Source organism: Fodinicola feengrottensis, assembly GCF_010993775.1.
In the GTDB taxonomy this organism is placed as follows: domain Bacteria; phylum Actinomycetota; class Actinomycetes; order Mycobacteriales; family HKI-0501; genus Fodinicola; species Fodinicola feengrottensis.
The window spans coordinates 1-25,984 of record NZ_WOTO01000088.1 but is presented as its reverse complement, the minus strand read 5'-3'; the positions used below and the strand labels follow the sequence as shown (position 1 = coordinate 25,984).

Below are 25,984 nucleotides of genomic sequence, written 5' to 3'. Positions count from 1 at the left end.
CACCGCCTGGGTGTCGACCTGTTGACTGGACATGTTCGGCAGGCCGCGCCCGGACCGCTGGCCACGGACCCTCGCCGGGGCCGACGAAGTCGCGTGATCGGCGTCCCACTGCCCGTACGCGTCGACAATGTCGGCCACCAACCGGTGCCGCACCACGTCCGCACTGGTCAGCGTCGCGAAATGGATGTCCTCCACGTTTTCCAGGATCTCCCTGACCACCCGCAGGCCGGACATCTGGCCACCGGGCAGGTCGACCTGCGTCACGTCGCCGGTGACCACAATCTTGGAGCCGAACCCCAGCCGGGTGAGGAACATCTTCATCTGTTCCGGCGTGGTGTTCTGCGCCTCGTCCAGAATGATGAACGCGTCATTCAGGCTGCGACCACGCATGTACGCCAGCGGCGCGACCTCAATGGTGCCGGCGGCCATCAGTTTCGGGATGGTCTCCGGGTCCAGCATGTCGTGCAAGGCGTCGTAAAGCGGCCGCAAATACGGGTCGATCTTGTCGAACAGGGTGCCCGGCAGGTAACCCAGCCGCTCGCCGGCCTCGACCGCCGGCCGGGTCAGGATGATCCGGTTGACCTGCTTGGCCTGCAACGCTTGGACGGCCTTGGCCATCGCCAGGTAGGTCTTGCCGGTGCCGGCCGGACCGATCCCGAACACGATCGTGTGGTTGTCGATGGCGTCGACGTAATGCTTCTGGTTGAGCGTCTTGGGCCGGATCGTACGACCACGCCGGGACAGGATGCTGAGCGTGAGGACCTCGGCGGGGCGCTCGCTCGTACCAGCGTCGAGCATGCCGGCGGCCGTCCGCACGGTGTCGGGGGTGAGCTCCTCGCCGCGCTCAAGGACGGTCAGCAACTCGCCGATCAGGCGCTCCGCATACGCGTTGTCGGCCGGCTCGCCGGTCAGCGTGATCTCGTTGCCACGGACGTGCACGTCGGCCTTCACGTGCTGCTCGACCGCCTTGAGGACCTCGTGGGGACCCCAACAAGCTCACCATCCGATGAGTGTCGGGCACGACGATCCGGGTCTTGGCCTCGGTGCCGTCCGCGGGCTGGGGCGCCTGGGATGCCTGAGCTTTCTCGGATATCTGAGTTTTCTGGGATATCTGGGCCATGGGCTGCCGCAACGGGCCTGGTCTCGCCTGCCTTCTGTCTCTGGGTCCGGTCTGCTGTGGAGTCCCCATTCTACCGCTGGCGACCGACAGCCCGCCGGCATTATTTGGCTCAGAAAGTCTGCTGGTCCCGGGTGACCCGGTAGGTCGCCCAGTTCATTCGTACGACCTTGCCGTCGTCGCCCCTGGTGAGGCGCAGGTGCTCACCGGCCTCGCGGCCCGAGACCGTGCGGTAGAGGTCGGCGGTGAGCCGCTCGAAGATCGCCGGCGGGATCTGCTTGGGCTGGCCGGCGGCCCGCCCTTCCAGCTTGCCGTCCTTCCAGCTGAAGGTGAACTGGGTGCCCTCGGTCCACCAATGTCCGAGCACGCTGACGATCTCGTCCGGCGGCGCCTCGCCGGGCACCCACGGCTGGATCTGCGGCTCGTCCAGCTCGGCGGAGAGCTCCAGCAGCTTGTGCGGTACCGCGGCGATCTGCCCGGCCGTACCGGACGCCCCGAGGACCGCCGCGCGACGCCGGACGCCCGGTCGCAGAAGACGCCGGCGATGAAGCCCGGCATCCCCCACCGGTGTGGCCGACGTGTACGACCCGGTCGCCGCGCGGGACGACCATCAGGCCGAGACCGAGGGCGAGTTTCCAGTCCATCTCGTCGGTCACCATCAGCGGGTGCACCATCTCGTCCACAGTGGACCCGGCCAGCACTTTCTCGTCCGGTTTGGCCAGGAACGCGGCCCAGGTGGCCATGTCCGCGGCCGTGCTCCACAGCTGCGCCGCCGGCCCAACACCGCCGAAATCCAGGCCGGTCTCGGGTCGTACGCGCTCGCTGAAGGCGTCGACGAGGTAGCCCTGCGCAACCGGGGCCCCTGCTGGGTCACCGTCGTACGGGTCAGGCCGAGCGGGCGGATCAACCGGTCGACGACCAGTTCCTCCCCAAGTGCTGCCGGCGAGCCGGGCCACCAGGTGGCCGAGGATCGCGAAGCCGAGGTTGGAGTAGTGGAAACGGCGCGAAGTCGGCAGCACCGACTCGATGTGCGTCAGGTCGGCGAGCAGCTTGCCGCTGTCCGGTACGTCCAGGGTGTCCCACACGTCGCCGTACGGCTCGCGGGCGAGGCCTGAGCTGTGTGACAGCAGCCGCCGGATAGTCAGGTCGCCATGGCGCGGCACGTCCAGGTGCTGGGCGACCGTGTCGTCCAGGTCGAGCAGGCCGGCGTCGCGGGCCTGCATCACCAGCACGGCGGTGAAAGTCTTGGTCACCGAGCCGATCCGGTACTGCGCGTCGGTGCCCTTGGCCAGCTCCGGCCCGGCCACCTCCAGGGTCCAGAGCGGGCGGTCCTGGCGGGCCAGCGCCGCCGACACCGACGGGCACCCGGTGGTCCCGCTGCAACAGCCGCACCTCGCGCTCGTACGCGCTGGTAGCCGCCTTGGGGTGGTCGCTTTTCTCCGTCACTGGGGTCCCGTCGGTCATCCGGGCGGCCACTGGAATCCGCGGCCGCCGAGCAGGTGCAAGTGGGCATGGAAGACCGTCTGGCCAGCGCTTTCCCCGGTGTTGAAGACCAACCGATAGCCATCGCCGAGGCCTTCGGACGCGGCGACCTCGACCGCACCCGCGAATAGGTCCGCGAGCAGCGTGGGATCGTCGGCCAGCACCGCGGCGGCATTCGGGAGATGCCGCTTGGGGATGACGAGAACGTGCGTTGGCGCCTGCGGGTTGACATCCCGAAACGCCAGCGTCCGCGCTTCGTCACGCACGACCGTGGCCGGGATTTCCCCGGCCACGATTCGGCAGAACAAGCAGTCTTCTGACATGCCGAAGATCCTACGTACTCTCCCCGCTGCGCGTTCGTGTCGGCCCAATCAGGCCGTTCTCGACGTTGGTGGCGATGCGATGCCGTAGCTCGGGCGAGAGATGGGCAAGCGCCTCGTACGGATCCTCGAGGCCCATCGGGAACGGATAGTCGCTGCCCAGCAGGAGGTGGTCCGCCCCGAAGGTCGCCAGCGCGAGGTCGACGACCGCCGGGCTGTGCGCGAGGCAGTCGCTCCAGAGCTGGCGGACGGTGATGGCGGGGTCCGCGATGCCCGGCGCGATGCCCGGTCGATGGGTGGCGACGCCGCGCGACCACCGGCCGACGACCGCTGGTACGACGCCACCGCCGTGCACCAGGATGATCTTGAGGTCCGGGTGCCGGGTGAGAACGCCGCCGAGCACGAGTTCGGCGGTCGCGAGTCCGGTCTCGACCGGGTTTCCCAACAAGTTCGACAGGTAGTGCAGGTCCATCCGCGAGTCGGGCGACTCACCGGGGTGCAGCAGGAGGGGTTTGCGCAGCGCGCTCAGCGCGGACCACAGGGGTTCCAGCGCCGGGTCGTCGAGGGCGACCGAGCCGCCGCCCGCCGATGCGGTCCAGCCCACCGAGTCGTCGATGTCCTCGACCAGCTCGAGAGCGACCCGCGGCCGGTCGAATGGCAAGTACGTCAACCGGTCGAGCGTCTGCTGGCCGTCCAGGCGGGCGCGCAGGCCGTCGTCCAAGGCCCGTACCCAGCTGCGGCTCTGCTCAGATTCCAAGCACTGTCGGTAAAAGGGTGGCGGCGCCGACACCCATGCCCGGTCCACGCCATTCTCCACCAGGTGCCCGGCGAGTCGCTCAGCGTCGTACAGCCCGGGGGCGCCGACCCGGTGGCCGTCCACGACGAGCCGGCCATCGCCGGCTTCCTCGACTCCTTCGGTCGTACCCGGCAAAATGGGCGCCAAGTGAGTGTGGACATCGGTGCTAGCCATCTGCGGACCTCCCCAGGAGCACCCGGACACGGTCGAGCTTCGCACCGGCCGTCACCAGGCCCGGGCGCTGCCGGGCCGCCCGCAAATCCCGCGCTGAGCCAAAGTCTCGATGACATCCGCCAGCGGCGGCCCGCTGGCCGTCATGTCCGACTGACGTTCTTCGGAGACGTTGGCCGCCGGCTCCTGCAAATACGGGATCACCAGTTTCTGATGGTGAAAGACCGTCGCGGCGCCGTGTTGCTTGCAGGCGCTCAGAAACAGCTCGGCATTCTCTCGCAGCGGTGGATTCACCGGCCCAGCCTCCAGCTCACGGACAAGCAGATCCAGCAGTGACTCGGTGGTCACGAGCGCGCGGAGCGCGATCTGGTCCTCAGGGGCGAGGTATGGGTATTTGTCGGCGAGCACCCACTGGTAGAACGAGTCGTGCGGCGAACACAGCCCGAGCAACACGTCGATCGCGTTGACAGCGGCGAAATCTCCGGCGTTCGCACCCCGGAACTCGCGGGCGCCGACGCGATAGCTCTTGAAATACGGCCGAATGTTGTAGAAGAAGCGGTCGCGGTCGAGCTCGTCCGCGAGCAGCTGGTGATAGTGCACCACGTCCCGCAGCGCTGCCACCGCGTCCGCGAAATGGTAGGTGGCCAACGGATTCGAGACGCCCAGCGTGGGAATGCTGAGCAGCGCGTGCGCGGCGCGGCGGTACGCCATCACGGCCAACCCGTTGTACGTCAGGAAAATGCGCTCGCTGTCCAACGTGGTGAAACGGTAGAACACCCCGGCGACCGCCCGGTTGTGGATATGCTGGTGGGCGGACGAAAACCGGGGCGCCACTTCCAGCGACGCGGCCAATGCCTGTGCGAGCGGCGCGAACTGTGCCTGGTCGGGCTCCACTTCGTGCCGGCGGCAAGCGCCGAGATAAAAGCCAACCATCCCCAACAGCTCATAACGAGCACCGGCGTCCGGCGGCAGCTCCCGATGCTCGGTGACCTCGCTGATCAGGGATCCACCGTCCCGTACGAGGCGCCGGGTCAGCGCGTCAACATCAGCGCGGCCGTCGAGAATGATCGCCTTCGCACCGAAGTAGTAGATCTCTCCTCCAGCTCGGTGTTGAGCACGGTGAACTCGCCGCGGATCCACTGTTCGAGGTCGTTGATCGAGGCGACGAGACTCATCGCGTCAGCCGGTTCGCCAGGGTGCCCAGACCGCGGACGCGGGTCACCACCAGGTCGCCCTCAGCAAGGAAAACCTGCGGGTCACGGGCATTTCCGATGCCGCTGGGCGTGCCGGTGAGCAGCACGTCCCCCGGCTCGCAGGGTCATGCCGCGGCTCAGTTCGGCGATGAGTCGCTCGAAGCGGAAGGCCATTTGTTTTGTTGACGCGTCTTGTCGCAGCTCGCCGTTGATCTCGCATTGGATTTGCAAGCCGTACGGGTCGTCGATCTCGTCGGTGGTGGTGATCCACGGCCCGAGCGGCATGGTCGCGTCGATGCTTTTGCCTTTGAGCCACTGACCGCCGTGGGCACGTTGCAGGTCGCGCTGCGACACGTCGTTGGCGACACAGAACCCGAAAACGTGCTCCCAGGCCTGTTCTTCGGGGATATCACGTCCGTCGCGGCCGATGACGAGCACGACTTCGGCTTCGTAGTCCCATTTCGCCGACAGGTCCGGGTCGTACGCGATGTCGTCGGCGGGGCCGATGACGGTGTCCGGGCCTTTGGTGAAGAAAGTCGGGTGCTTCGGCGCCTCGGCCGGATCCTGGCCTTCTCGTTTGCCCTTGGATTCCTCGAAATGGTCCCAGTAGTTCCAGCCGGTGCACAGGATGTCCCGGTTGAAGCGGCTCAGTGGCGCTGCCAGCCGGATGCCCGCCAGCGCGATCGTCGGCGCCTGCGCGGCCGCGTCGCGTACGGATTCCAGGGTGCCGCTGCGGACGACGTCATCGAGAGATCCTGGGAGCAACGCGATTTCGGTGTCATCGGACGTGATCGCGCCGAGCCGCCGTTCGCCGTCGACGATCGCGGTGGCAAGTTTCATGACAGCACTCCGATGGCGTTGATCTCGATGAGATATTCCTCTTTCACGAACCTGGACACCTCGACCCATGGTCGAAGCCGGTGCGACGCCGGTAAAGTACTGGCGTCGTACGGCATGGATGGCGTCGAAGTCGTTCATGTCTCGTACGTACACATCGACCCGGGCGATGTCCTCCAGCGTGCCGCCAGCGGCTTGAATGGCGGCTCGCAGGTTTTGGCACACCTGATGGGTTTGCGCGGTGATGTCACCGACGCCGGTGATGCCGCCCTCGGTGTTGCGGGCGGTCATTCCGGAGATGAACACCAACCGGCCGGGTCCGGCGACGGTGGCCTGCGCGAAATGCCCGTTCGGGACAGCCAGCTGGTCGGACACGATTTCGTTCTTCGGCATGATTTCCTCAGCGGGCGTCGGCGGAACTGGAATACCAGTCGGGCTGGGTCGGATAGTGCGGGCCGTCGTAGATCTCCAGCAGCACGGTCTCCTCGTCCGCGCGGGTGGGACCGTGCAGACTTCCCTTCGGATTCCAGTAGAACGAGCTCTCGGTCAACGTCAGACCGGTCGGCGGCACGTACGTGTAGCGACCACGCAGGCAGAACATGAACTGGTTCGACGCGTGCGAATGCCTGGACGGAATCCCCGCACCCGGTTGGAACCGAACCAACGCGATGGAGGCACCGGAGGTATCGTCCCGCCACAGCATCTTGTGAGACAGGCCGGCCAGGTCTTGTCCACCCAGTTCAGATCCTTGGTGTGCAACAGAATTTCCCGGAAGCGACCAAGAACCTCGCCGTTCGGCCCGGCCTCGGTGTGCTCGCGAGAGCGGTCCGGTGCTTCGCCCGAGTATGCGGCAGGTTCGGACACGTTGGCGGCCCACTCGTCGTCGCCGATCCCGTCCGGTTTCGGTGTCACGAAAGTCATCGCCGCTCCCCCAGATATTTCAGCTCGACCAGCCGGCCGACGCCCTCGGTGAGTTCGCTTGGCTCGTACGACACTTCACCGCCAGCGAGTCCGATCCACACGTACGCCGCGCTGTCCGGCGACAGCGCCAGCCGCTCACCACCAGGTCCCAGTTCGACGCTGTACGCCCGAACTTCCTCGTTCTCGAAGACCACCGGCAGCCCGGAAAGTGGAGCTCCGGGCGATCCGGTCGTCGAGTCGCCCACCGCTTCCTCACCGAGGTCCTTCAGCTCGACGAGCCGGTTGCGGTACGACCGGTCGCCATCGTTGGTGAGCATGTGCACCGGCGATGGTGGCCGGAAAATGACCCCACCCACGGTTTCTTCGAGAAAGCGGGCCGGATCGCCATTGAGCCAGTCCATATGGCACGGCGAGGATTCCAGGTTCGCCACGAGATAGGGGTTGTGGTGCAGATGCCACGGCTGCGTCTGGCCGGGTTCCAGCGCCACTTCCCAGATCCGGATCCGCGAGTTGTCCAACAGGATGGTTTGCCCGATCTCGCCGAGCACGACTTTCTCGCCACTGGGCGATTCCACGATCTGGCCGGCGGTCATCGGGTCGCTCCTTGCGTTATCTGGACGTAAATGTCACGGACCGGATCTTTGGTCTCGTCGGTCGGGTCAATCGGTACGATCGCCGCCACGTGGCCGTCGGGCCGTACCAACACAGCGGTGTCGGGAAGGACACCGATCCGGTGGGTGGCACGCTCTCCCGGATCGAACAACGCGCGGTCTCGCAGGCCGGAGTCCAATGGCGCGTCCCAGCGGCTCACCAAATGGCGGCTGAGGCCGGGAACCTCGGCGGTGGGAATCCGCGGGCGGCGGCGTACATCGGTGAAATAGAAAGCGACGAACGAGTCGCGAGTCAGATCATGCAGCCAGACCTGGCCGCGCGGACCGAAAAACCGGTACGTCCGGCAGCCGGTCGCCGGTGCCGACCGGCTGCGGCGCGTCGCCGGAAGCGATCATCGACCAGTCGCCACGGCCATCCACATCCAGCCGTACGCCCAACAACGACCGGGTCACCGCCACCCCCCAACGCCCACCGGCCATCGCCGACACCTCGCTGGACCGCCGGTCCATGTACGCCCGGGCCGCCTCGGCCATCTCCCCCGACCCGCGGATCGCCACCGGCGACTGCTCCCGCTCGTACCCGTCCAACAGCCGCTGATCCGCCCAGCCGCGCAACACCCAGGCGAGGCGCCACGGCAGATTCGACGCATCCAGCACCCCGGTATTGAGTCCAAGCGCCCACATCGGGGTAATCAGATGAGCGGCGTCGCCCATCAGGAAAATTCGGCCGTCTCGCCACCGGTTGGCGACCCGCTGGTGGACCGGATAGACATTGGTGCCCAACACTCGCAGACCGTCGACATCACCGATAAACCGCTGGGCCTTCGCCGTCAGCTCCGCCCGGTCGGGCTCGGGTTGTCCGGGTTCCAACGGATAGAGAAACCGCCAGCAGTGCGGCTGCCTGACCAGGATCATCCATTCCCGCGGATCACCGAAATAGGCCAGATACGGGTAGTCCCGCGGATTGGCCTCATCCAGGTCGACCTCAAGGTCCACGAGCATGTATCGCTGCGCCAGGGTGTGTCCCTCGACCGCGATGCCGAGCGCCTCCCGCAGTTGCGAACGACCACCGTCGCAGGCGAGCAAATAGCTGCCGCGTACCGTCTTGGCGCCCTCTGGCGACTCGACCGTGACGTCGATGTGGTCCGCGCTCTGGGAAAATCCGGTCACCCGGTGTCCCATGTGGACGCTCCCAGGTGCGACCTGCTCCAGCCGGTCCCGCAACACCGGTTCCAAATGGTGCTGGGGAATGTTGATGACAAAGGGAAACCGGGTGTCGCCGGCGAGTGCGCCGGTGTACACGCTGGCTCTGGCCGTCCCGGTGGCGCGGTCGATGTCGCCGATCTCGTCGATCCGCAGCGAAGCGGCGAGCACGTCCTGCGCGGCGCCGTACCGGTCGAGGACCTCGACCGTACGGGTGAGAACTGTGCCGGCCTTGGTGTCCAACGACAGTTGGTCATCTTCCTCGAAAACAGCCACTTCGATCCCGTAATGGACCAAGCCGAGCGCGGTGATCAGGCCGACCGGGCCGCCGCGCCGGCGACGATCACCGGATTCTGAGGCATCCGACTCACTCCTTCGGGTAGGCACGGTCACGGGTGAGGGTGGAACCGGTCATGGTGGCGGCGTCCGACAGCAGGAAAAGCAGCGGCCCCACGACATCTTCAGGCGTACCGATTCCGGTGGTGGCAGCCCAATGCGCGCGCTCGGGCCCGTCCGGGTTGGCGGCCCGAAACTGCGGGGTGTCGATCACGCCGGGAAACACCGTGTTGACCCGGATCCGGTGCTGCGCCACCTCGGCCGCCAACGATTTGGCAAACGAGATCAGCGCGCCTTTGCTGGCCGCGTACGCCGAAGCCTGCGCCCGGCCCAGGTGCGCCAATCCCGACGCGAACACCAAAATCGAGCCGCGGCGCTGCTCGATCATGTGCGGCAGCGCAGCCTGGCAGGCCCACACGACTCCGTCCAAGTTGATGGCGAGCGTGCGCCGCCATTGCGCGGGATCCATGTCGGCCACCTCGGTACGCGGCTGAACCGCGGCGGCGCACACCAGGGCGTCGACGCGGCCATGTTCGGCGACTATTGCCTCGATCGCGGCGAATACGGCATCGCGATCCGAGACGTCGACCTGATACTGCGAAAGGCCGTCGATGTCGGGGCTCCGCACGATATCCAGGATCGCGGTGTTTCCGCCGGCCTCGACAAACCCGCGGGCGAGCGCCGCGCCGATGCCGTTCGCGCCGCCAGTGACCACGAGAACCTCGCCAGTGGCGTCAAAACTTGTCTTCATCGACTGGCTCCGTTCTGGACGCTCTCAGCTGTTTCGCGCAGTGCCGCGAGAACGCTGCCGCTGATCCGAATGCCCGACTCAGCGGTGGCCTCGGCGCGCTCGTACTCGACCTGGCCGGGCAGGAAGACCCGGTCCGTGCCGGGTCTGGTGGGCGACCCGACGACTTCGTCAGCCAGCCGACGCACATTGCGGCCGAAATCCGCGGCTGGACCGAAAGCCGCCGGATTGATCGCCAGGAAGAAATGCGCGCAGTCGTTGGGCACCGCGGTGTTGGCGTACAAACCACGTACGTCACTGCCAAAGGCACCGCCGGACAGGACACCGGTGAGTACGTCGACGATCAACGCGAGGCCGTACCCTTTCGGGCCGCCGGTCGGCAACAGCATCCCGGCCAGCGCGGCCACCGGATCCGTGGTCGGTGCACCGGTGGAGTCGGTCGCCCAGGTGGCCGGGATCTCCCGGCTTTCCTGCCCGGCCAGCCGGATCTTTCCCAACGCCGCCTCAGAAAGCGCCATGTCGAGCACGATGGGCGGGGAGTCCGGCAGCGGTACCGCGACGGCCAGCGGGTTGTTACCCACGACCGGTCGCGCACCGCCCGGCGCCGGCATCAGCGGCCGGGTGTTCGCCGCCGCCAGACCCACATACCCGGCGTCGGCCGCCGCTTTCGCGTACCGGAAGGCGGCGCCGAAGTGGAACGCGTGCCGTACGACGACCGCGCCGATCCCGAAGTCGTGCGCCTTCTCGATCGCCATCCGCATCGCCTGGTCGCCGCTGAGTTGACCGAGCCCGTGCCGGGCGGCCACCGCAGCAAAATCCTGGACCACCTCGGCGAATTCGGAGCGGCTCACCGAGCCGCTCCGAATGCGCTCCACGTACATGGGCACCAGCAGCGCGCCATGCGAGGCCACGCCCCGAAGATCCGCGTCGACCAACGACTGGGCAACGGTCCGCGCGGCCGCCGGCGAATAGCCGAGGGCGCCAAAGATCTTCTCGATTTCGCTGGTCAGCCGGGCCGCGGTCACCACCGCGGACTCGGTCACAGTCGGCTTGGTCATGCCAGCAACGCTAAGCGCGCACCGACCCACCCGATATCCCGACAACGCTGGTTCTGTCCGGATCCCGCATCCCGTGCGCACCGCTGGTTATGGGAGGTTCTGGTGGCGTTCGAGCTCCGCCGTCAGCAGGTTCTTGTCGCCTTGAGTGCGGCGGCGCACCACCGCGTAAATGGCCAACAGCAGGACAAAAAGAACGGGATCCCGAATTTCCAGGCCGGGTCCAGGCCCGGCACGAAGAACGTGGACAGCAGCACCGCCGTCAGGAACACCGCGGCCACTCCTGAGGTCACCGGGGCACCCAGCAGCCGGACCGGCGAGTCCGGCAGTCCGAGTTTGGTACGCCGAAGCCGAAAGACGAAATGGGTGACCAGGATCAGAATCCAGACCACGATCGCGGCGAACAGCGCGACCCCGAAAATCACCAGATATGCTTGCGAATTCTGTCGTACGGACAGCAGGGTCGCGGCGGCCATGCCCAGCGCCGACAGCACCAGCGCGTTTCGCGGGACACCGCGCCTGGTCAGTCTTCCGGTCCAACGGGGAGCGAGTCTGTGCAGCGCGAGCGAATGCATCATCCGAGTCGTCACGTACAGATTCGTGTTCGCACTGGACAACGCGGCGGTGATCACCACGAAGTTCATGATGCCGGCGGCGGCCGGAATATTCGCGGCGGCGAAGACTCTCACGAATGGAAGGCTGGAACCCAACGTGCCACCTTGGGCCGCCACTGTCCACGGTGCCACCGTGACGATGACCAGGATGGCCAGGACGTAGAACAATCCCATCCGCAGGACCATTTGCCGGGCAGCCTTGGGGATGTCGTGGCGCGGGTTTTTCGACTCGGCCGCGGTCACCGAGACCACCTCGGTGCCGATGTAGCTGAACAGCGCGAAGACCATGGCCAGGCCGAGACCACTGACACCGTTGGGAAAGAATCCACCATGCGAGGTCAGGTTGGACAGGCCGTGCGCGGGTTGACCCGGCAGACCAAAGAAGATCAGGACCACTCCGAGGATCACGAAAACAGCGATCGCGGTGACCTTGATCATGGAGAACCAGTATTCGAGCGTACCGAAAATGCTCACCATCGAGGCGTTGACGCCGAGAATGACGACCGAGAACGCCACCACTGGAATCCAGAGCGGAACCTGCGGCCACCAGAACTGGATGTAGATGCCGGCCGCGACCACTTCTTCGCCGCCGATGGCGATGACCTGGCCGAACCAATACGTCCAACGGATGACGAAACCAGCCCAGGCGCCAACGTACGAGTGCGCGATGGTGCCGAACGCGCCGGCGTCGGGATGCACCACCACCATTTCGGCCAGCGCCCAGGAAATGACCAGCGCGATCAGTCCACAGAGGACGTACGCGATGACGGCCGATGGGCCGGCGTGGCTGATCGCGAGCGTCGATCCAAGGAACAAGCCGGTGCCGATAGCGCCGCCAATGCCGATCATGGTGAGCTGGCGGGACGTGAGACGTCGATGCAGCGCCGCCGGATCTTTCGGTGAATCCTCAAGCGATTCCTGAGCCACTCCGGTGACCTCCATGGCCGTCATCCTCCGGTTCGTCGATACTCGCGAATGGCGGCAGCGAGGACGTCTATGTCTTCGACGGCGCTGTAGTAGTGCAGGGCGATCCGCAGCAGCTCACCGCGTGGGCTGGTGACAATGCCGCGGCCGGCGAGATAGCCGGCCAGCTCGTTCGGGTTGGCGTCCAGCATCGCCACCTGCGGTCCCCGCAGTGCTGCGTCGGCGGGTGACCCCAGCCGCTCCCCGTCCGCGACCAGCGTGTCGTGGGCGTATTGGCTCAGTTTCCCCACATGCGTACGAACCGTGTCCTGATCGAGTTCACTCAGTACGCGCATGCCAGCGACCGCGCCATAGGCGGCCGGGATCGCCGGCGTGCCACTTTCGAACCGTCGCGCGTTCGCCGGATAGTCGATTTCGCGCGGATTGAAGGCGAACGGGTTCCGCCGACCAAACCAGCCAGTCGCCGGCGGCTCGTGATCGTCCAGAACACCTTCCCGTGCATAGAGAAAAGCGATTCCCGGAATGCCGAGCAGGTATTTGAGCGAACCGGCGGCCAGGAAGTCGCAGCCGAGCTCTCGTACGTCGATCGGCTCCACGCCGGCGCCTTGGTAAGCGTCGACGAACGTCAACGCACCGGCGGCTCGCGCTGTTTCGATGATCCTTCCTTGACCGGCAGCCTTACGCCATTGCGATACGAGTTCAGCGGCACCGAAACCAGCCCGCAGCTCTCGTTGATCAAAGCCTGGTAGTCCTCGGCATGGACCACACCTGACCGATCCTCGACATATGAGACTTGCGCGCCGTTTCCGCGCTGCGCCAGCCAAACATGGGCAACTGAGGGGAATTCCAGGTCGGTGCTGACGATCCGGGAGCGCGACTTCCAGTCCCGGGTCGACGCCACCTGGTACGCGGCCGCCGACACCGACGGCAGCACCGCGATCTCGTCGACGCTGGCGTGGATCAGGTCAGCGAAGTGCTGACGGGCGAGGTCGACCTCGGCGGTCCACCGCTCCCACGGCGCGCCGTACTGGAGCAGCGTGCGTTGGTATTCCAGGAGCGCTGCGGCCAGCGTGTCAGACAACGCTCCCTGGCTGCAGGAAGCCAGATAGGTCAGGTCCCGCAGGCCCGGAAAGCGCGACCTGAATTCTTCGGGGGAGTGGGCACTGTTTTCCCTCTCGTCCATAAAACACGAGTGCCTTGGGGTGTCAGGAGCGTACGGCGACGGTAGACGTGTCGCTATCCAGGTGGCGTGCGCGCTATCCATGTCGCGCACATCACGTGGTTATCGGCGAAGCGTGGTCGACGGTTTCTCGCCGAAGCGTTCGCGGTATTGCACGGCAAACCGGCCGGCGTGCAGGAATCCGCAGCGCAGCGCGACCTCGGTGACGTTCCCGGTGGCCGGATCCGCGGCTTTCAGCGCTGCATGAACCTGCCGAAGTCGTACGTCCCGCAGATAGTTCATCGGTGTGGTGTCAGCGAAACGCCGGAATCCGGACTGCAGGGAACGAACCCCGACACCGACCGCCTCGGCGATGTCCTCGACGGTCAACTGCTCGGCGGAATGGTTTTCTATCAGCGACATCGCCTTCTGGATAACCCTGGGCGCGACCGAGCGCTCCACCCGTAACGCGTTGCTGTACGTATTCGGCTGTGCGAGCAGGAAACGCTGGAAGACCAACGCTTCCAAGTGTTCCAGCGCCGCTGGTTCGGCTGCCGAGACGGACACCTCACGCAGCATCAGGTTCATGATGTTGAGCCACCGCCGGGCGGCTTCGGAGGTCAGGTCCATGCCGAGCCCGAACCGCAGCGGCCGGTCCAAAGTCCGGTCCAGCGTGCGGCGCAGGTGTTGTTCCAGACGTTCGCGGTCGATGCGTACGATCATCTGCGGAGTCCCGGTCGCCCACGTCATGTCGAGGCGTTCGGAAGGGTCAACCACCACCGCGGTCGCCGGATCCGAGATCGCCACATGACGGCCGCAGGTGATGTCCGCTCGCCCGGTCAGCGGCACGTGCACGAGGAAACCGCTGGCCGGTGCGGTGGTGACGATACGTACGCCGGCGCGGTAGTCGACATAGGTCAGCGTCATCCCGCCGACGGTGGTGGAGCGAAGCACGGCACGAAAGGTCGAGTGGTCCGACGCGGGCGTCAGCTGGTGGTTGCGAAAGATCCGGCTGCCGACCAGCCGAGCCTCTTCCACGTCCGTCGTGTCGATGACCTCGTGGCAGGCCAGCGAGAGCGCCGGGACCGGCGGTCCCGAGTCTTCGACAACGCCCATGACCACTCCTTCACCGCCTGTCCTTTACAGGACACCACCCTGCGGGTCGTCGGGCACAGCGGGATACGCGCTGGTTCCGTCCGGCAGGTAAGCGGCGGCCGGGGACCCGGCTGGCACGAACACCGCCACTTCGAGCATCGGGACATCGCCTGTGTTCTCGACCTGGTGCAGGGTGCGCGCCGGGAGATGGATGCACGCGCCCCGGATAGATCGGGTTGTGCTCACCATCGATGTGCAGGATCCCGGTGCCCTTCAGAACATAGATGACCTCGTTGTAGAGGTGGTAGTGCAACGGGGCCAGCTCGCCGGTCGGCACGTCGCCGACGAAATGCGTGCCGGACCGGAATCCGGTGGAGGGGTTCGCCAGCACCCGGTATTCGCGCCCGGCCGTCGCCTTGCCGACCTCCTGCGCGTCCAGCGGCGAGACCGTTCGCCGGTCGCCGGCCGGAACGTCATCGCCGGCCGGATCCGCCACCCGTACGCTGACGATCTCGGCGGCTTCGGTGATCTGCAGCTGGTACGTCTCACCGCGACCGATGTAGATGCCGCTTTCCGGCCCGAACTCCTGCGCCGGGCCGTCGCCAACCACGAGGTGTCCGCTTCCGGCGAGGACGAACAGCAGCTCCTCGTGGTCACCTGACTCGTACGACGAGGTCGTCCCGGCGTCGATCGAGAGGACCGTCTCGGTGAGGTACGTACAGCCGAACGACTCGGTCAGAACCGGCCGGACCCGCACCGGGCTGCCCGGCTCCTGCCGCGGTGCAATGTCCGGCGCGTACACCACAAAGCGCGAGCCCATCAGCCCACCACCTTCGTCGACTCCAGTGTGACGGTCGTACCGGCCAGCGCCAACGACACCGGACAGGTGCGCTTGGCCCGGTCCGCGATCCGGGCGAAGTCGTCGTCGGCGAGCGCGGCGGCCGAGCCGGTCACCGACAGGCTGATCTCGGTGATCCGGAACCCGGCGTCGGTCTGCTCCAGCAGCACCGCTGCGTTGGCGGTCACCTCGACGTCCGCGAAGCCGCCTTCCTCGAGCAGGTTCGCGACCGACATCGCGAAGCAGCCGGCGATGCCGGCGCCGATCAGTTCTTCGGGGTTGGTGTTCAGCGGCGCGTCGTCGGACTCGCGTGAGCGGAGCGAGTAGTCGCTGTCCAGCGCCCGACTGCCGGTACGGATGTGGCCCCTTGCCGGTGCCGGTGGGTACGGGACCCGTCCACTGAGCTTCGGCGCGCCGGCGTACGCGAATTCCCATGGCGTTCTCCTTACGGATTGGTGGACCCAGCTTGCCTATCGCTTGCCTGTGAGTCAAGTACTTGCCTATCACTTGCTCCACAGGCATCCTGGGAGGTCAGCAGGCAGCCGGCGGAAGGAAACCCGTGGCACTGGACGTCGCAGATCGACGCGCAGCTGTCGTCGATGGCGACCAAGTTGCGTACCGCGCGTCATGAGCGCGGGATGCGGCTGGTCGACGTGGCGAGCGTGACCGGCCTCAGCGAAGTCCATCTCTATCGCCTCGAGCAGGGCGAGCGAGCGCCCTCGCTACGCGCGCTGCTGGTCCTCGCCAACGCCCTCGACCTGTCCCCCGCCGACCTTTTGACCAGCGACAACGCCGGCCCCAGCAAGGCCGTCGCACATACCGGCCAGGCGGTGTGGAACGGCACCGAGAAGTCGGGATCGGGGGTGATGATCAAGGGCGGTGTCAAGGTCCCCTACGACCTCGCGCACCGGGACAACCCGGGCGCCGAGGCTGGCAGCCCGGAGGCACTGCTCGGGATGGCCTTCGCCGGCTGCTTCTCGATGGCGCTGGCCGCGGACCTGGACGCCGCCGGCTTCCAGCCGTCCCGGATCGAGACCTTCGCCCAGGTCAGAAACGAGATCAGCGCGACCCGCGTCGACCTCAGCGACATCGAACTGCGCTGCGAGGCGGTGGTGGCGGCCATTGGTGACCAGCAGTTCCAACTACTGGCGGAGAACACCAAACGACACTGCCTGGTCGCCCGCGCCCTCGCCGCCGTACCAGCCCGACTCGACGCCCGCCTGGTCTCCTTCTCCGAATCCGACTAGTGGGGCGCAAAACTGTCGTACCCAGTCCGAAAAATCGCCCCCACCCAGTGACGGGTGGGGGGCGGGTTTGAGGACCGATGTCCAACTAAAAATTAGTCCTTGCCTCTCTACCCACCCCCCGCCCGTTCAAAGGGAGGGGGAAAGAAAAACAGACACGTACGACAATTTCGCGCCGTAGCGGGTACTTCGGGTGTGCGAGAGACGTGTAGGTGAATGGGGAGTAACTGGCTCGGTGGGGTCGGGATGTTGACTGTGGGACTTTGACCCGCTCTCGGCGTCGAGTGCGGGATTTTGTTCCACACTCGACGATCCGGCTGCTATGATGCAAGAGTCGGGCGATCATGCGTTGGTAGCGGGCGACGAGTTCGTCGCGGGTGAGGCGGCCGTCTTTGCGGAACCATTCGCGTACGCCGTTGAGCATGTCGAGGATGGCCATCGTGGTGAGTTCCACGTCCTCGGTGGCGAAGGCGCCGGAGGTGCAGCCTTCGACGATCACGTCTCGTACGGCGTCGTGGTACGTCTGCTGCAAAGCGACCGTCTGGCGGAGCTGATCGGGCGTCAGCGCGTTGCGGAACGGGTTGCCGGTCAGCAGCTCGGGGCGGCGGTCGTCGGCGATTTTTCACGTGCAGTCGGGCGGCTTGCGCGAGACGGTCTTCGGGCGACCGGGTGCCGTCGCGCAGCATCGGGACGATCGCCGCGTCGAAGTCCTGCATGAACGGCACGATGATCGCGTAAAGGATGTCCTGCTTGTTCGCGAAGTGGTGATACATCGTGGACGACGAGATGCCGACAGTGTCGGCGAGGTCGCGGATCGACGCGTCGTACCCGCGCTCGTAGAACAGCCGGGACGCCGTCGCGAGGATCTCCGCGCGCAGCACCGGGCCGTCGTCCAGTGATCGTTTCCTGGCCACGACACAACCCTACCAACCGTGTCGAACGATCGATCGACATTGACGAGTGACACAACCCCGGTCTAACATCCGTGTCGATCGAGCGATCGACACTGAGCTTGAGGAGAGCCGATGGCGGACTGGTCGACGGTGCCGGAGCCCGGAGCGCGAGTCCTGGTGACGGGCGCCTCGGGAGGCGTGGGCCGGGCGCTTTGTGAGGCGTTGGCCAAGCTCGGAGCGGCGGTTGTCGGCGTCGATCGGCCTGGCACGGACGCGAACCTCACCGCCGATCTGACCGACGAGGTGGCGGCCGGGACCGCGGTGCGTACGGCCGTGGAACGGATGGGCGGGCTCGACGCGCTGGTCGGCGCGGCCGGGGTCGTCGACACGATTCACCGGGCCGACCGCTTTCCGGCGGCGGCCTTTCGCGGCGATGTCGAGGCGAACCTGACGGCACAGTTTTTCGTTGCGCAGGCAGCCTTTCCGGCCCTACGGGAAGCACCATTGGCCGCCATCGTGCTGTTCTCCTCATTGTCGGCGCAGGACGGGTTGCCCGGGCAGGCTTCGTACGCCGCTTCCAAGGCCGGCGTGCTGGGGCTCACTCGTACGCTCGCCGCCGAATGGATCGGCGCCGGCATCCGGGTCAATGCCGTGGTGCCCGGGCTGATCGCCACCCCGAAGGTGCTCGGCCTGCCGCCCGACACCACGGAACGACTGCTCGCCGACGTACCGATGGGTCGGGTCGCCTCACTCGGTGAAGTCGTCGGCACCGTGATCTACCTGCTCTCACCCGCCGCCGGCTACACGACCGGCCAGGCACTTCGGCTCGATGGCGGCGGCGGCCTCGGCCGCTCCGGCCTGCACCGCTAGCGATCAACGAGGAGATCTGATGTACAGCATCGGTGTGGACATCGGTGGCACCTTCACCCTGCGTGCTGGTCGACGGGGACGGCCGGCACGTCACCAGCAAGGCGCTCTCGACCAAGGCCGACCCGGCCGCTGGCGTGCTCGAAGCCCTCGGCCTGCTCGCCGAGGCCGCCGGGATTCCCTTACATGACCTGCTCGCCGGCACGACCCGCTTCGGCCACGGCACCACGATCGGCACCAACGCTGTGTTGGAGCGTACGGGCGCGCGCGTCGGGCTGGTCGCGACGGCCGGCCACGGCGACGCGCTCACCCTGATGCGCGGCCATGGCCGGGTCGCCGGCCGCTCCATCGAAGAGGTCTTCTCCGTCCACGGCAGCCGGCTCCCGGCGCCACTGATCGAACCCCGCGCCGTTCTGGAGCTGCACGAACGCGTGGACGCCCGCGGTGACGTCGTCGTCGCGCTGGACGTGGAACGCGCCGTCCGCGAGGTAGCCGAACTCGTCCGTACGCACAATCTCGACTCGATCGCGATCGCGCTGCTCTGGTCCTTCGCCAACCCGGCACACGAAAAAGACCTGGTAGACGCGCTGACCGCGGCGGCGCCAGAGCTCTATCTCTCGCGTTCCTCGGCGGTCTCGCCGCGGCTCGGCGAGTTCGAGCGCACCGTCGCCACCGTGATCAACGGGTACGTCGGACCGGCCTGCTCCAGCTACCTGACCAGCCTCGCCGAGCGTCTCGCCGGCGCTGGACTACAGACACCGCTGCTCGTCATGCAGTCCAACGGGGGCGTACTTCCCGCCGAAGCTGCCGCGGCGACCTCGCTGAGCACCATCGACTCCGGCCCGGCCGGCGGACTCACCGGCGTCGCGACCCTCGCCGCCGCGTACGGGCACGACAAGGTGGTGGCCACCGACATGGGCGGCACCTCGTTCGACATCGGGCTGGTCATCGACGGCAAGCCGGTGCTCGCCGACGAAAACGTCATCGACCAGTACACGTACCGGCTCCCGCACCTGGACGTTCGTACGATCGCCTGCGGCGGCGGCACCATCGCCCGCTTCGACAAGGCCACCAGCGGCCTGCGGGTCGGCCCGCAAAGCGCAGGCTCCGAACCCGGCCCGGCCTGCTACGGGCGCGGCGGCAGCGAGCCGACCGTGACCGACGCCGATGTCGTCCTCGGCCTGCTCCGCCCAGCCGCCTTCCTGGACGGGCGGATGCCGCTGGACCGCGACGCCGCCGTCGCCGCGGTGGAACGGCTGGCCAAACAGCTGAACCTCTCGGTCGAGGACACCGCGGCCGGCATCCTGGAGATCAACAACATGCGCGCGGCCTCGCTGGTCCGCCAGCAGACGCTGGAACGCGGCCACGACCCGCGCGACTTCGTCCTCTACGCGTACGGGGGCGCCGGCCCGGTGCACGCCTTCGGCTATGCGGCCGAGATCGGCGTACGCGAGGTGGTCATCCCCCTCGGCAATGGCGCGTCGACACTGTCCGCGTACGGCATCGCGGCCGGCGACACGGTCCTCTACCACGAGCTGGAACGCGGCTTCCTCGCTCCGTTCGACGGCGATGCGCTGGCCGCCGCTGTTGCCGAGGTCGAGGCGGCCGTACGCGCCGACCTCGCCGCCGCCGGAGTCTCCGGCGAGGTGAAGGTCGAGGTCGAGGCGCTGATGCGGTTCCGCGAGCAGCTGATGCACAGTCTGGAGATCCCCGTCGAGCTGCCGGCCGGACCGAACACCGGCGCCGGACTGCTCGCCGCTTTCGACGCCGAGTACGTCCGCCGCTACGGCTCCGGCGGGACCGCGCTGTTCCAGGCCGTCGAGGTGTTCGCGCTGCGGGCTCGCGCCAGCGTCGCGGCCGCACTGCCAACGCCCAAGGCGGCCGCCACGGACGGCGCCGACGCGGTGTCGACGGACGTTTACTGGCCGGGCCTGGGCTGGACCGCCACCGCCGTGCACACCGGCGTACCAGCGGACACCGTCGCTGGCCCGGCGCTGGTCGAGCTCGCCCACACCACCATCGCCGTGCCCATCGGCGCCACCCTGCGCGGCGGCGACGGCGGCGTGCTCACTTTGACCCTGAAGGAATCCTGATGGCCATCACCTGGGACGGCGTCGCCCGCAGTTACATCCCCGCCGACGAGCTGACCATCCCCGAGTCGCTGCGCCTGCACACCGCGGCCGCCGAAGCCGTGGACCCGGTGACCTTCGAGGTCATCCGCTACAGCCTGCTCAACACCAACCTGGAGCACGGCCAGACGCTGCAACGGTTGTGCGTCTCACCGGTCACCATGATCACCCGGGACTTCCAGCCGTCGATCACCACCGAGACCGGCGACCTGGTCTTCCTCGGCCCGTACCTGCAGTATTTCTCCAACGCCCAGTCGCTGACGATCAAGTGGATCCTGGAGAACCGGGCCGACGATCCGGGCATCGAGCCTGGCGACATGTACGTGTCCAACGACCCGTACGTCGGCACCCCACACCAGCCCGACACGATCGTGGCGGCACCCGTGTTCGTCGGCGATGAGCTGTTCTGCTGGGTCTCCAACGTGCTGCACCACGCCGATGTCGGCGGCTCCGTGATGGGCAGTTTCTGCATGGACGCGACCGATATTTTCGCGGATCCGCCGGCCTTCCCGCCGTTCAAACTGGTCAGCGGCGGGCACGTACGCAAGGACCTGGAGCAGATGTTCCTGCGCCAGTCCCGGCTGCCCACCAACGTGCACATGGACCTGCGCGCGGCGATCTCGGCGAACTTCGTGGCCGCCGGCAAGGTCACCGCGCTGGTCGAGCGGTACAGCGCCGAGGTCGTCAAGGCCGTGATGAACCGCGTCCTGGACGCGGGTGAGAAGACGATCGACGAGCGGCTGGCGAAGGTGCCGGACGGGCAGTGGAGCCACCGGCTCTACCAGGAGGCCGCGCACACCGGAGACGCCGGCGCGTACGCGTACCAGATCACCGTCCGCAAAGAAGGCGGTCACCTCTACGTCGACAACGCTGGCACCGATCCGCAGACCGGCTCGATCAACGTCACGTACGCCGGCTTCTCGGGCGCTTTTCTGGCCGCGCTGACCGCGTCGCTGACCGCTGACCTGGCCGGCGCGTACGGAGGCGTCTACCGCCGAGTCCACTTCGATCCCACCCCCGGCACGCTGTCCTGCGCCGACTTCCCGGCCGCGGTCAGCCCGTCCGGCATCTACACGATGGAGACGCTGATCAGCCTCTCCGGCTCGGTGATCTCGAAGATGCTCGCCTGCGCCGAACCAGAGGTCGCGCGGCTCGCGATCGGTCCCGCGCATCCGTCGTTCTACGGTCTGATCGCCGGTGGCATGCATCCGGACGGAACTCCGTTCATCGCCACCAACGCCGACAACATGATCGGCGCGTTGAGCGCCTCACCGGCCGGCGACGGCGTCGACTTCGGCGGCCATTTCTGGATTCCCGAAGGTACGGCCAGCAATATCGAGGAGCTTGAGCTGCTCTGGCCGATGCTGTTCCTCTACCGCCGCGCGCTCCCCACCGGCGCCGACGGAGCCGGCAAGTTCCGCGGCGGACGCGGGTTCGTCGAGGCTGGCATCCCGTGGACCGTGCCCGGCATGGCCGCGGCCGCGTACGTCGACGAGTCGTTCCCGAAGGCGGTTGGTACGTTCGGCGCCAACCCCGGCTCGGCCGGCCACTTCCGGCTCAAGCACGGCACCGACGTGGTCTCCAAGTTCGCCAGCGGCGAGGTCACCCTCGACTTCGACGCGACCGCCGGCCTGGAGCCGCCCGTCGAGGCCAAGGGCCCGCTGCTCATGATGGGCGCGGACGCCATGTGGGAATGGACCGGCGGCAACGGCGTCGGCTTCGGCGACCCGCTGGCCCGCGATCCCGAGCAAGTACGCGCCGACATCGCCGCGGGCGCGATCAGCGCCGACACGGCCGCCCGCGTCTACGGCGTGGTCGACGGCGACACTGCTGCCGTACGCGCCGACCGCCTCGCCGAACGGTTGGCGGCGGCTGTCGTACCAGCCGAAATCCAGACCGCGCCGGCCGACGCGACCATCCGCGTACTGGCCGGTGAAGCTGGCGATCCGCGAAGAGGACGGCGCGTTCGTGTCGGCCACCGGTCGAGCCGTCCTCGCTCCGGCCGGCGGCAACTACAAGGACGGCTGTGCCGTGCTGGAACGGCCGCTGCACAGCACCGAGCCCGAATACCGTACCCGCGAAGGCCGTGCCGGCTGGGAGATCGTCTACCGCGAATACCTGTGCCCGGTCACCGGCCGGCGGATCGACTCCGAGATCGTCCGGTCCGGCGACCCCGCGCTGCACGACATCGTCATCGGGTCGCTGGCATGAACCTCAGCCAACTGCTGATGGAGCAGGCCAACGGCCCGGGCGAAGCAGTCGTCGAGGGTACCGAGCGGCTCAGCTACCCCGAGTTGGTACGGCGGTCGCGAGGGGTGGCCGCCGGGCTGGACATCGAGCCCGGTGACCGGGTCGCGATCCTGCTCCCGAACGGTTGGCGTTACGCGGTGGCGTACTTCGGTATCCAGCTCGCCGGCGGCATCGCGGTGCTGGTGAACGCCCGCCTCGCCGCTCCGGAGATCGCGCACGTGCTGACCGACAGCGGCGCCAGGCTGGTGATCACGGACGACACGTTCGTCGAGCGGCTCCCCGCGGATGCACAGTGGCGCCCTCTCGACTCGTTGTTGCACGAACACCCGCTGCCGATGATCGCAGGGTTGGAGCGCGCTCCGGACGACGTCGCCAACCTCCTCTACACGTCCGGCACCACCGGCGTGCCCAAAGGAGCGATGCAGACCCATGCGAACCTGCTGTTCAACGCGCGCTGCGTACGCGAGCGGATCGGTGTCACGGCGGCGGACCGTACGCTGGTGGTGGCGCCGCTGTTCCACGCCACCGGGATCAACTCCCAGCTGATCGGGTTCATGTCGGCCGGCGCCTGCTGCGTCCTCGTACCAGCCTTCGTCGCGGACACCATCTCGCGCACGCTCGCGGACGAGAAGATCACCGTGTTCGCCGGGGTGCCGGCGATGCTGCGGCTGATCCTGGCCCGCGACCGCAGCGCCGACCTGTCGACGTTGCGGCTGTTCGCGATGGGTGGCGCGCCGGTGCCGGAGTCGTTCCCGGCCGAGATCGCGCAGCGGCTGCCCGAACTCAGGTTGGCCAACGTATGGGGGCTGACCGAGGCGACCTCGATCGTCACCTACACCGGCGGTGCGGACTACCGGGCCAACCCCGGCACGGTGGGGCGGCCCGTGTCGGGGCTGGAGGTGGCCATCTCGCGGGACGGGGACGCCCCGGCGGACCTGCGCGACGTGATCGGCGAGCTGTGCGTACGTGGGCCGGCCGTCACCGCCGGCTACTGGGGCAAACCGCACGCGACTCTCGCCACCTTCGTCGATGGCTGGCTGCACACCGGCGATGTCGGCAGCGTCGACTCGCTCGGCTACGTACGGGTGCTCGACCGGATCAAGGACATGATCATCAGGGGCGGCGAGAACATCTACAGCCTCGAGGTGGAGACCGCGCTGGCCACCCACCCGGGCGTGGCCGATGTCGCCGTCGTCGGCGTACCGGACCCGATTTTCGACGAGCGGGTCCGCGCGGTGATCGTCCCGCTTGGCGACCCGCCGGACGTGGATGACCTGCGTAGACACGCCGCCGAACTGCTCGCCGACTTCAAGGTGCCGGCCGAGTTCCGCTTCGTCACCGAACTTCCCCGAAACCCGTCGGGCAAGGTCCTCAAACGGCGGTTACATGACCTCGCTGGCTGAGACGGCGCGGGACGTGGACACCGTTCCCCCCGTCAACGAGCTCGACGTGCTGATCATCGGCGCCGGTTTCAGCGGCCTCGGGGTGGCCGCACTGCTGGACCGGGCGGGCCTGCGCTCGTTCCGGATCCTGGAGGCCAGCCACGACCTCGGCGGCACCTGGCGGGACAACACGTACCCGGGCTGCGCGTGCGACATCCCGTCGCCGCTCTACTCGTACTCCTTCGACCAGAAATCCGACTGGACGCGTCTATTCGCGCCACAGCCGGAAATCCTGGCCTACCTGCACGACGTGGCCCGTCGCCGCGGCCTCACTGACCGGACCCGGTTCGGCACCCAGGTGGCCCGCGCCGACTGGGATGAGGCGGCCGCTCGGTGGGAGGTGATTACCACCGCCGGCGAGCACTACCGGACGCGTTTCCTGGTCACCGCGGTCGGCGCGCTGCACCACCCAGTCGTACCGAAGCTGCCTGGCGCCGAGACCTTCGCCGGCCCCGCTTTCCATTCCGCGAACTGGGACCACGACCTCGACCTCACCGGCAAGCGGGTCGCCGTCATCGGTACGGGAGCGAGCGCCATCCAGTTCGTCCCCGCCATCGTCGACAAGGTCGAGGCGATGGCCGTCTTCCAGCGCACCGCGCCGTGGATCCTGCCCAAAGCGGACCGGCCGACGGAGCCGCGGCACCGCCTTTATCGCTGGTACGTGCGAAAGCGGCTGTTCTGGATCCACGAGAACCGGGCGGCCGGTTTCGTACGCGATCCTTCGAAACTCGCCCAGACCGCTCGCTATGCCCGTGGCCTGCTGAAACGCCAGGTTCCCTCAGAGCCGTTGCGGGAGTTGCTGACGCCGGACTACGCGATCGGCTGCAAGCGGCTGCTGATCTCCAACGACTGGTATCCGGCTCTCACGCGACCGCACGTGTCGGTGCACACCGGGTCGGTGCGGGAGGTGCGGCCGGACGCTGTGGTGGCCGCCGACGGGACAGTCGTACCGGCCGACGTTTTGATTTACGGCACGGGTTTCGACGCGCACGACAACGTCACCCGGATGGCCATCACCGGCCGCGACGGCGTCCGGCTGACCGACGCGTGGCGGGACGGGATGGCTGCCTACCTCGGCACCACCGTGACCGGCTTCCCCAACATGTTCGTGATGACCGGCCCGAACACCGGCCTCGGCCACAACTCGCAAATCGTGATGATCGAAGCCCAGGCCCGGCACCTGCTGGACTGCATCCAGCGTGTCCGCCGCCGCGGCGGTCGCTCGATCGAGGTCCGCGCCGAGGTCCAGACGAGTTACAACGAGTGGATCCAGCAGCGAATGGCGAGCACCGTCTGGCAATCCGGCGGCTGCCGCAGCTGGTATCAGGACCCCGGCACCGGCCGGCACACGATCCTGTGGCCAGACACGACGATCGCTTTCCTCAGACGTACTCACCGCGTACGGACCGCGAATTTCCACCTGCGCTAAGGGGGGTGCGGCGCAAAACTGTCGTACCCAGGTGAAATTTTGAGCCCCCGCCCTTTCAGAAGGGTGGGGGGCGGGTGGCGGGTTTTCATTACGTAAGTTGACGCGCGCGCGATAAGCGCGCGATCAACCTGAACTCGTTGTTGATCTTGCTTACTTTGCAAAGTGAACAAGATCAACAACTTCGACACCGCCGCGACGCCGGTCCGGTACGGTACGACGGCCTCGCGCCGTAGCCGGTATTTCGATGGACCAGGTTCACACCCGGTCAGATCTGCACAATCGGAATCCGATTGTGCACGACGCTGTCAGC

25 protein-coding genes and 4 pseudogenes are annotated in these 25,984 nt (G+C 67.2%); 7 read left to right on the top strand and 22 right to left on the bottom strand.

What is annotated here, in order from left to right; translation table 11 throughout:
• The 20 genes and pseudogenes from GNX96_RS45310 to GNX96_RS45230 form a co-directional block, all read right to left on the bottom strand.
• Positions 1-978 (bottom strand): annotated as a pseudogene (locus tag GNX96_RS45310) (PhoH family protein); the annotation flags it as partial.
• 251 nt (positions 979-1,229) lie between these two features.
• Positions 1,230-1,484 (bottom strand): DUF7586 domain-containing protein, encoded by a 255-nt coding sequence (locus GNX96_RS67540; protein WP_452124513.1) that lies wholly within the window; start codon positions 1,482-1,484, stop codon positions 1,230-1,232.
• A gap of 196 nt (positions 1,485-1,680) precedes the next feature.
• Positions 1,681-2,475: pseudogene (locus tag GNX96_RS45305) on the bottom strand (serine hydrolase domain-containing protein); the annotation flags it as partial.
• 102 nt (positions 2,476-2,577) lie between these two features.
• On the bottom strand, positions 2,578-2,922 hold the full coding sequence (locus tag GNX96_RS45300; RefSeq protein WP_163573602.1) for a histidine triad nucleotide-binding protein: 345 nt from the start codon (positions 2,920-2,922) through the stop codon (positions 2,578-2,580).
• 10 nt (positions 2,923-2,932) lie between these two features.
• On the bottom strand, positions 2,933-3,889 hold the full coding sequence (locus GNX96_RS45295) for an amidohydrolase family protein (protein ID WP_163573601.1): 957 nt from the start codon (positions 3,887-3,889) through the stop codon (positions 2,933-2,935).
• Between the two features lie 51 nt (positions 3,890-3,940).
• Entirely contained in the window at positions 3,941-5,026 is a 1,086-nt protein-coding gene (locus tag GNX96_RS45290; RefSeq protein ID WP_163573600.1) for a monodechloroaminopyrrolnitrin synthase PrnB family protein, read from the bottom strand.
• Between the two features lie 31 nt (positions 5,027-5,057).
• On the bottom strand, positions 5,058-5,186 hold the full coding sequence (locus tag GNX96_RS66695) for a fumarylacetoacetate hydrolase family protein (protein ID WP_390624328.1): 129 nt from the start codon (positions 5,184-5,186) through the stop codon (positions 5,058-5,060).
• Positions 5,143-6,309 carry a fumarylacetoacetate hydrolase family protein gene (locus GNX96_RS60220; RefSeq protein WP_279583229.1) on the bottom strand — a complete coding sequence of 389 codons (1,167 nt, stop codon included), beginning with the start codon at positions 6,307-6,309 and terminating at the stop codon, positions 5,143-5,145. The genes GNX96_RS66695 and GNX96_RS60220 overlap by 44 nt, the downstream gene beginning before the upstream one ends.
• A gap of 7 nt (positions 6,310-6,316) precedes the next feature.
• Complete coding sequence (locus GNX96_RS66690; protein ID WP_390624327.1) at positions 6,317-6,793, bottom strand: cupin domain-containing protein; 477 nt, start codon at positions 6,791-6,793, stop codon at positions 6,317-6,319.
• 40 nt (positions 6,794-6,833) lie between these two features.
• A complete protein-coding gene (locus GNX96_RS45270) occupies positions 6,834-7,430 on the bottom strand; it encodes a cupin domain-containing protein (protein ID WP_163573598.1) in 597 nt (198 codons plus the stop codon).
• Complete coding sequence (locus GNX96_RS60215) at positions 7,427-7,648, bottom strand: hypothetical protein (protein WP_279583228.1); 222 nt, start codon at positions 7,646-7,648, stop codon at positions 7,427-7,429. Before GNX96_RS60215 ends, GNX96_RS45270 begins: the two co-directional genes overlap by 4 nt.
• Before the next feature lie 97 nt (positions 7,649-7,745).
• Entirely contained in the window at positions 7,746-9,044 is a 1,299-nt protein-coding gene (locus GNX96_RS45265; protein ID WP_279583227.1) for an FAD-dependent monooxygenase, read from the bottom strand.
• Positions 9,019-9,738, bottom strand: coding sequence for an SDR family NAD(P)-dependent oxidoreductase (locus GNX96_RS45260; protein ID WP_163573597.1), 720 nt, complete (start codon positions 9,736-9,738; stop codon positions 9,019-9,021). Before GNX96_RS45260 ends, GNX96_RS45265 begins: the two co-directional genes overlap by 26 nt.
• On the bottom strand, positions 9,735-10,793 hold the full coding sequence (locus tag GNX96_RS45255) for an Ldh family oxidoreductase (RefSeq protein ID WP_163573596.1): 1,059 nt from the start codon (positions 10,791-10,793) through the stop codon (positions 9,735-9,737). Before GNX96_RS45255 ends, GNX96_RS45260 begins: the two co-directional genes overlap by 4 nt.
• A gap of 122 nt (positions 10,794-10,915) precedes the next feature.
• Positions 10,916-12,355, bottom strand: coding sequence for an amino acid permease (locus tag GNX96_RS45250; protein ID WP_279583226.1), 1,440 nt, complete (start codon positions 12,353-12,355; stop codon positions 10,916-10,918).
• The gene (locus GNX96_RS60210; RefSeq protein WP_279583225.1) at positions 12,352-12,957 is read right to left on the bottom strand and encodes an aminotransferase class V-fold PLP-dependent enzyme; all 606 of its coding nucleotides are present in this window, start codon (positions 12,955-12,957) and stop codon (positions 12,352-12,354) included. Before GNX96_RS60210 ends, GNX96_RS45250 begins: the two co-directional genes overlap by 4 nt.
• Complete coding sequence (locus GNX96_RS60205) at positions 12,954-13,511, bottom strand: aminotransferase class V-fold PLP-dependent enzyme (RefSeq protein ID WP_279583224.1); 558 nt, start codon at positions 13,509-13,511, stop codon at positions 12,954-12,956. The genes GNX96_RS60210 and GNX96_RS60205 overlap by 4 nt, the downstream gene beginning before the upstream one ends.
• A 99-nt stretch (positions 13,512-13,610) precedes the next feature.
• On the bottom strand, positions 13,611-14,603 hold the full coding sequence (locus GNX96_RS45240; RefSeq protein ID WP_163573595.1) for an AraC family transcriptional regulator: 993 nt from the start codon (positions 14,601-14,603) through the stop codon (positions 13,611-13,613).
• Positions 14,604-14,613: 10 nt separating this feature from the next.
• Positions 14,614-15,402, bottom strand: a complete 789-nt coding sequence (locus tag GNX96_RS45235; protein ID WP_163573594.1) for a cupin domain-containing protein — start codon at positions 15,400-15,402, stop codon at positions 14,614-14,616.
• Positions 15,402-15,779 carry an OsmC family peroxiredoxin gene (locus tag GNX96_RS45230; RefSeq protein ID WP_163573604.1) on the bottom strand — a complete coding sequence of 126 codons (378 nt, stop codon included), beginning with the start codon at positions 15,777-15,779 and terminating at the stop codon, positions 15,402-15,404. Before GNX96_RS45230 ends, GNX96_RS45235 begins: the two co-directional genes overlap by 1 nt.
• Positions 15,780-16,019: 240 nt before the next feature.
• Here GNX96_RS45230 and GNX96_RS45225 point away from each other — a divergent pair, with 240 nt between their 5' ends.
• On the top strand, positions 16,020-16,667 hold the full coding sequence (locus GNX96_RS45225) for an OsmC family peroxiredoxin (RefSeq protein ID WP_163573593.1): 648 nt from the start codon (positions 16,020-16,022) through the stop codon (positions 16,665-16,667).
• A gap of 85 nt (positions 16,668-16,752) precedes the next feature.
• Here the strand turns inward: GNX96_RS45225 and GNX96_RS66685 are convergent, their stop codons facing one another.
• Positions 16,753-17,229: a hypothetical protein gene (locus GNX96_RS66685; protein WP_390624330.1), complete on the bottom strand. Its 477-nt coding sequence runs from the start codon at positions 17,227-17,229 to the stop codon at positions 16,753-16,755.
• A gap of 178 nt (positions 17,230-17,407) precedes the next feature.
• Positions 17,408-17,545 (bottom strand): annotated as a pseudogene (locus GNX96_RS66680) (helix-turn-helix domain-containing protein); the annotation flags it as partial.
• A 144-nt stretch (positions 17,546-17,689) separates the two neighbouring features.
• On the opposite strand from GNX96_RS66680, the gene GNX96_RS45210 reads away from it, so the two are divergent.
• From GNX96_RS45210 to GNX96_RS45195, 6 genes and pseudogenes are all read left to right on the top strand, one after another.
• Entirely contained in the window at positions 17,690-18,427 is a 738-nt protein-coding gene (locus GNX96_RS45210; protein WP_163573591.1) for an SDR family NAD(P)-dependent oxidoreductase, read from the top strand.
• 44 nt (positions 18,428-18,471) lie between these two features.
• On the top strand, positions 18,472-20,517 hold the full coding sequence (locus GNX96_RS45205) for a hydantoinase/oxoprolinase family protein (protein WP_279583223.1): 2,046 nt from the start codon (positions 18,472-18,474) through the stop codon (positions 20,515-20,517).
• Positions 20,517-22,271: pseudogene (locus GNX96_RS66675) on the top strand (hydantoinase B/oxoprolinase family protein); the annotation flags it as partial. The gene GNX96_RS45205 and the pseudogene GNX96_RS66675, both read left to right, overlap by 1 nt.
• 214 nt (positions 22,272-22,485) lie before the next feature.
• Complete coding sequence (locus GNX96_RS66670; RefSeq protein ID WP_390624329.1) at positions 22,486-22,764, top strand: acetone carboxylase subunit gamma; 279 nt, start codon at positions 22,486-22,488, stop codon at positions 22,762-22,764.
• The gene (locus GNX96_RS66665; RefSeq protein WP_344314540.1) at positions 22,761-24,206 is read left to right on the top strand and encodes a class I adenylate-forming enzyme family protein; all 1,446 of its coding nucleotides are present in this window, start codon (positions 22,761-22,763) and stop codon (positions 24,204-24,206) included. Before GNX96_RS66670 ends, GNX96_RS66665 begins: the two co-directional genes overlap by 4 nt.
• Positions 24,190-25,674: a flavin-containing monooxygenase gene (locus GNX96_RS45195; protein ID WP_163573588.1), complete on the top strand. Its 1,485-nt coding sequence runs from the start codon at positions 24,190-24,192 to the stop codon at positions 25,672-25,674. Before GNX96_RS66665 ends, GNX96_RS45195 begins: the two co-directional genes overlap by 17 nt.
• Positions 25,675-25,984 lie beyond the last annotated feature (310 nt).

Coding starts and splice junctions, on each gene's coding strand:
- GNX96_RS45250 (WP_279583226.1), bottom strand. CDS start 12,355: ATGACGGCCATGGAGGTCACCGGAGTGGCTCAGGAATCGCTTGAGGAT.
- GNX96_RS45300 (WP_163573602.1), bottom strand. CDS start 2,922: ATGTCAGAAGACTGCTTGTTCTGCCGAATCGTGGCCGGGGAAATCCCG.
- GNX96_RS45235 (WP_163573594.1), bottom strand. CDS start 15,402: ATGGGCTCGCGCTTTGTGGTGTACGCGCCGGACATTGCACCGCGGCAG.
- GNX96_RS60220 (WP_279583229.1), bottom strand. CDS start 6,309: ATGCCGAAGAACGAAATCGTGTCCGACCAGCTGGCTGTCCCGAACGGG.
- GNX96_RS66665 (WP_344314540.1), top strand. CDS start 22,761: ATGAACCTCAGCCAACTGCTGATGGAGCAGGCCAACGGCCCGGGCGAA.
- GNX96_RS45225 (WP_163573593.1), top strand. CDS start 16,020: ATGGCGACCAAGTTGCGTACCGCGCGTCATGAGCGCGGGATGCGGCTG.
- GNX96_RS45195 (WP_163573588.1), top strand. CDS start 24,190: ATGACCTCGCTGGCTGAGACGGCGCGGGACGTGGACACCGTTCCCCCC.
- GNX96_RS45255 (WP_163573596.1), bottom strand. CDS start 10,793: ATGACCAAGCCGACTGTGACCGAGTCCGCGGTGGTGACCGCGGCCCGG.
- GNX96_RS60205 (WP_279583224.1), bottom strand. CDS start 13,511: ATGGACGAGAGGGAAAACAGTGCCCACTCCCCCGAAGAATTCAGGTCG.
- GNX96_RS45260 (WP_163573597.1), bottom strand. CDS start 9,738: ATGAAGACAAGTTTTGACGCCACTGGCGAGGTTCTCGTGGTCACTGGC.
- GNX96_RS45210 (WP_163573591.1), top strand. CDS start 17,690: ATGGCGGACTGGTCGACGGTGCCGGAGCCCGGAGCGCGAGTCCTGGTG.
- GNX96_RS45240 (WP_163573595.1), bottom strand. CDS start 14,603: ATGGGCGTTGTCGAAGACTCGGGACCGCCGGTCCCGGCGCTCTCGCTG.
- GNX96_RS45270 (WP_163573598.1), bottom strand. CDS start 7,430: ATGACCGCCGGCCAGATCGTGGAATCGCCCAGTGGCGAGAAAGTCGTG.
- GNX96_RS45295 (WP_163573601.1), bottom strand. CDS start 3,889: ATGGCTAGCACCGATGTCCACACTCACTTGGCGCCCATTTTGCCGGGT.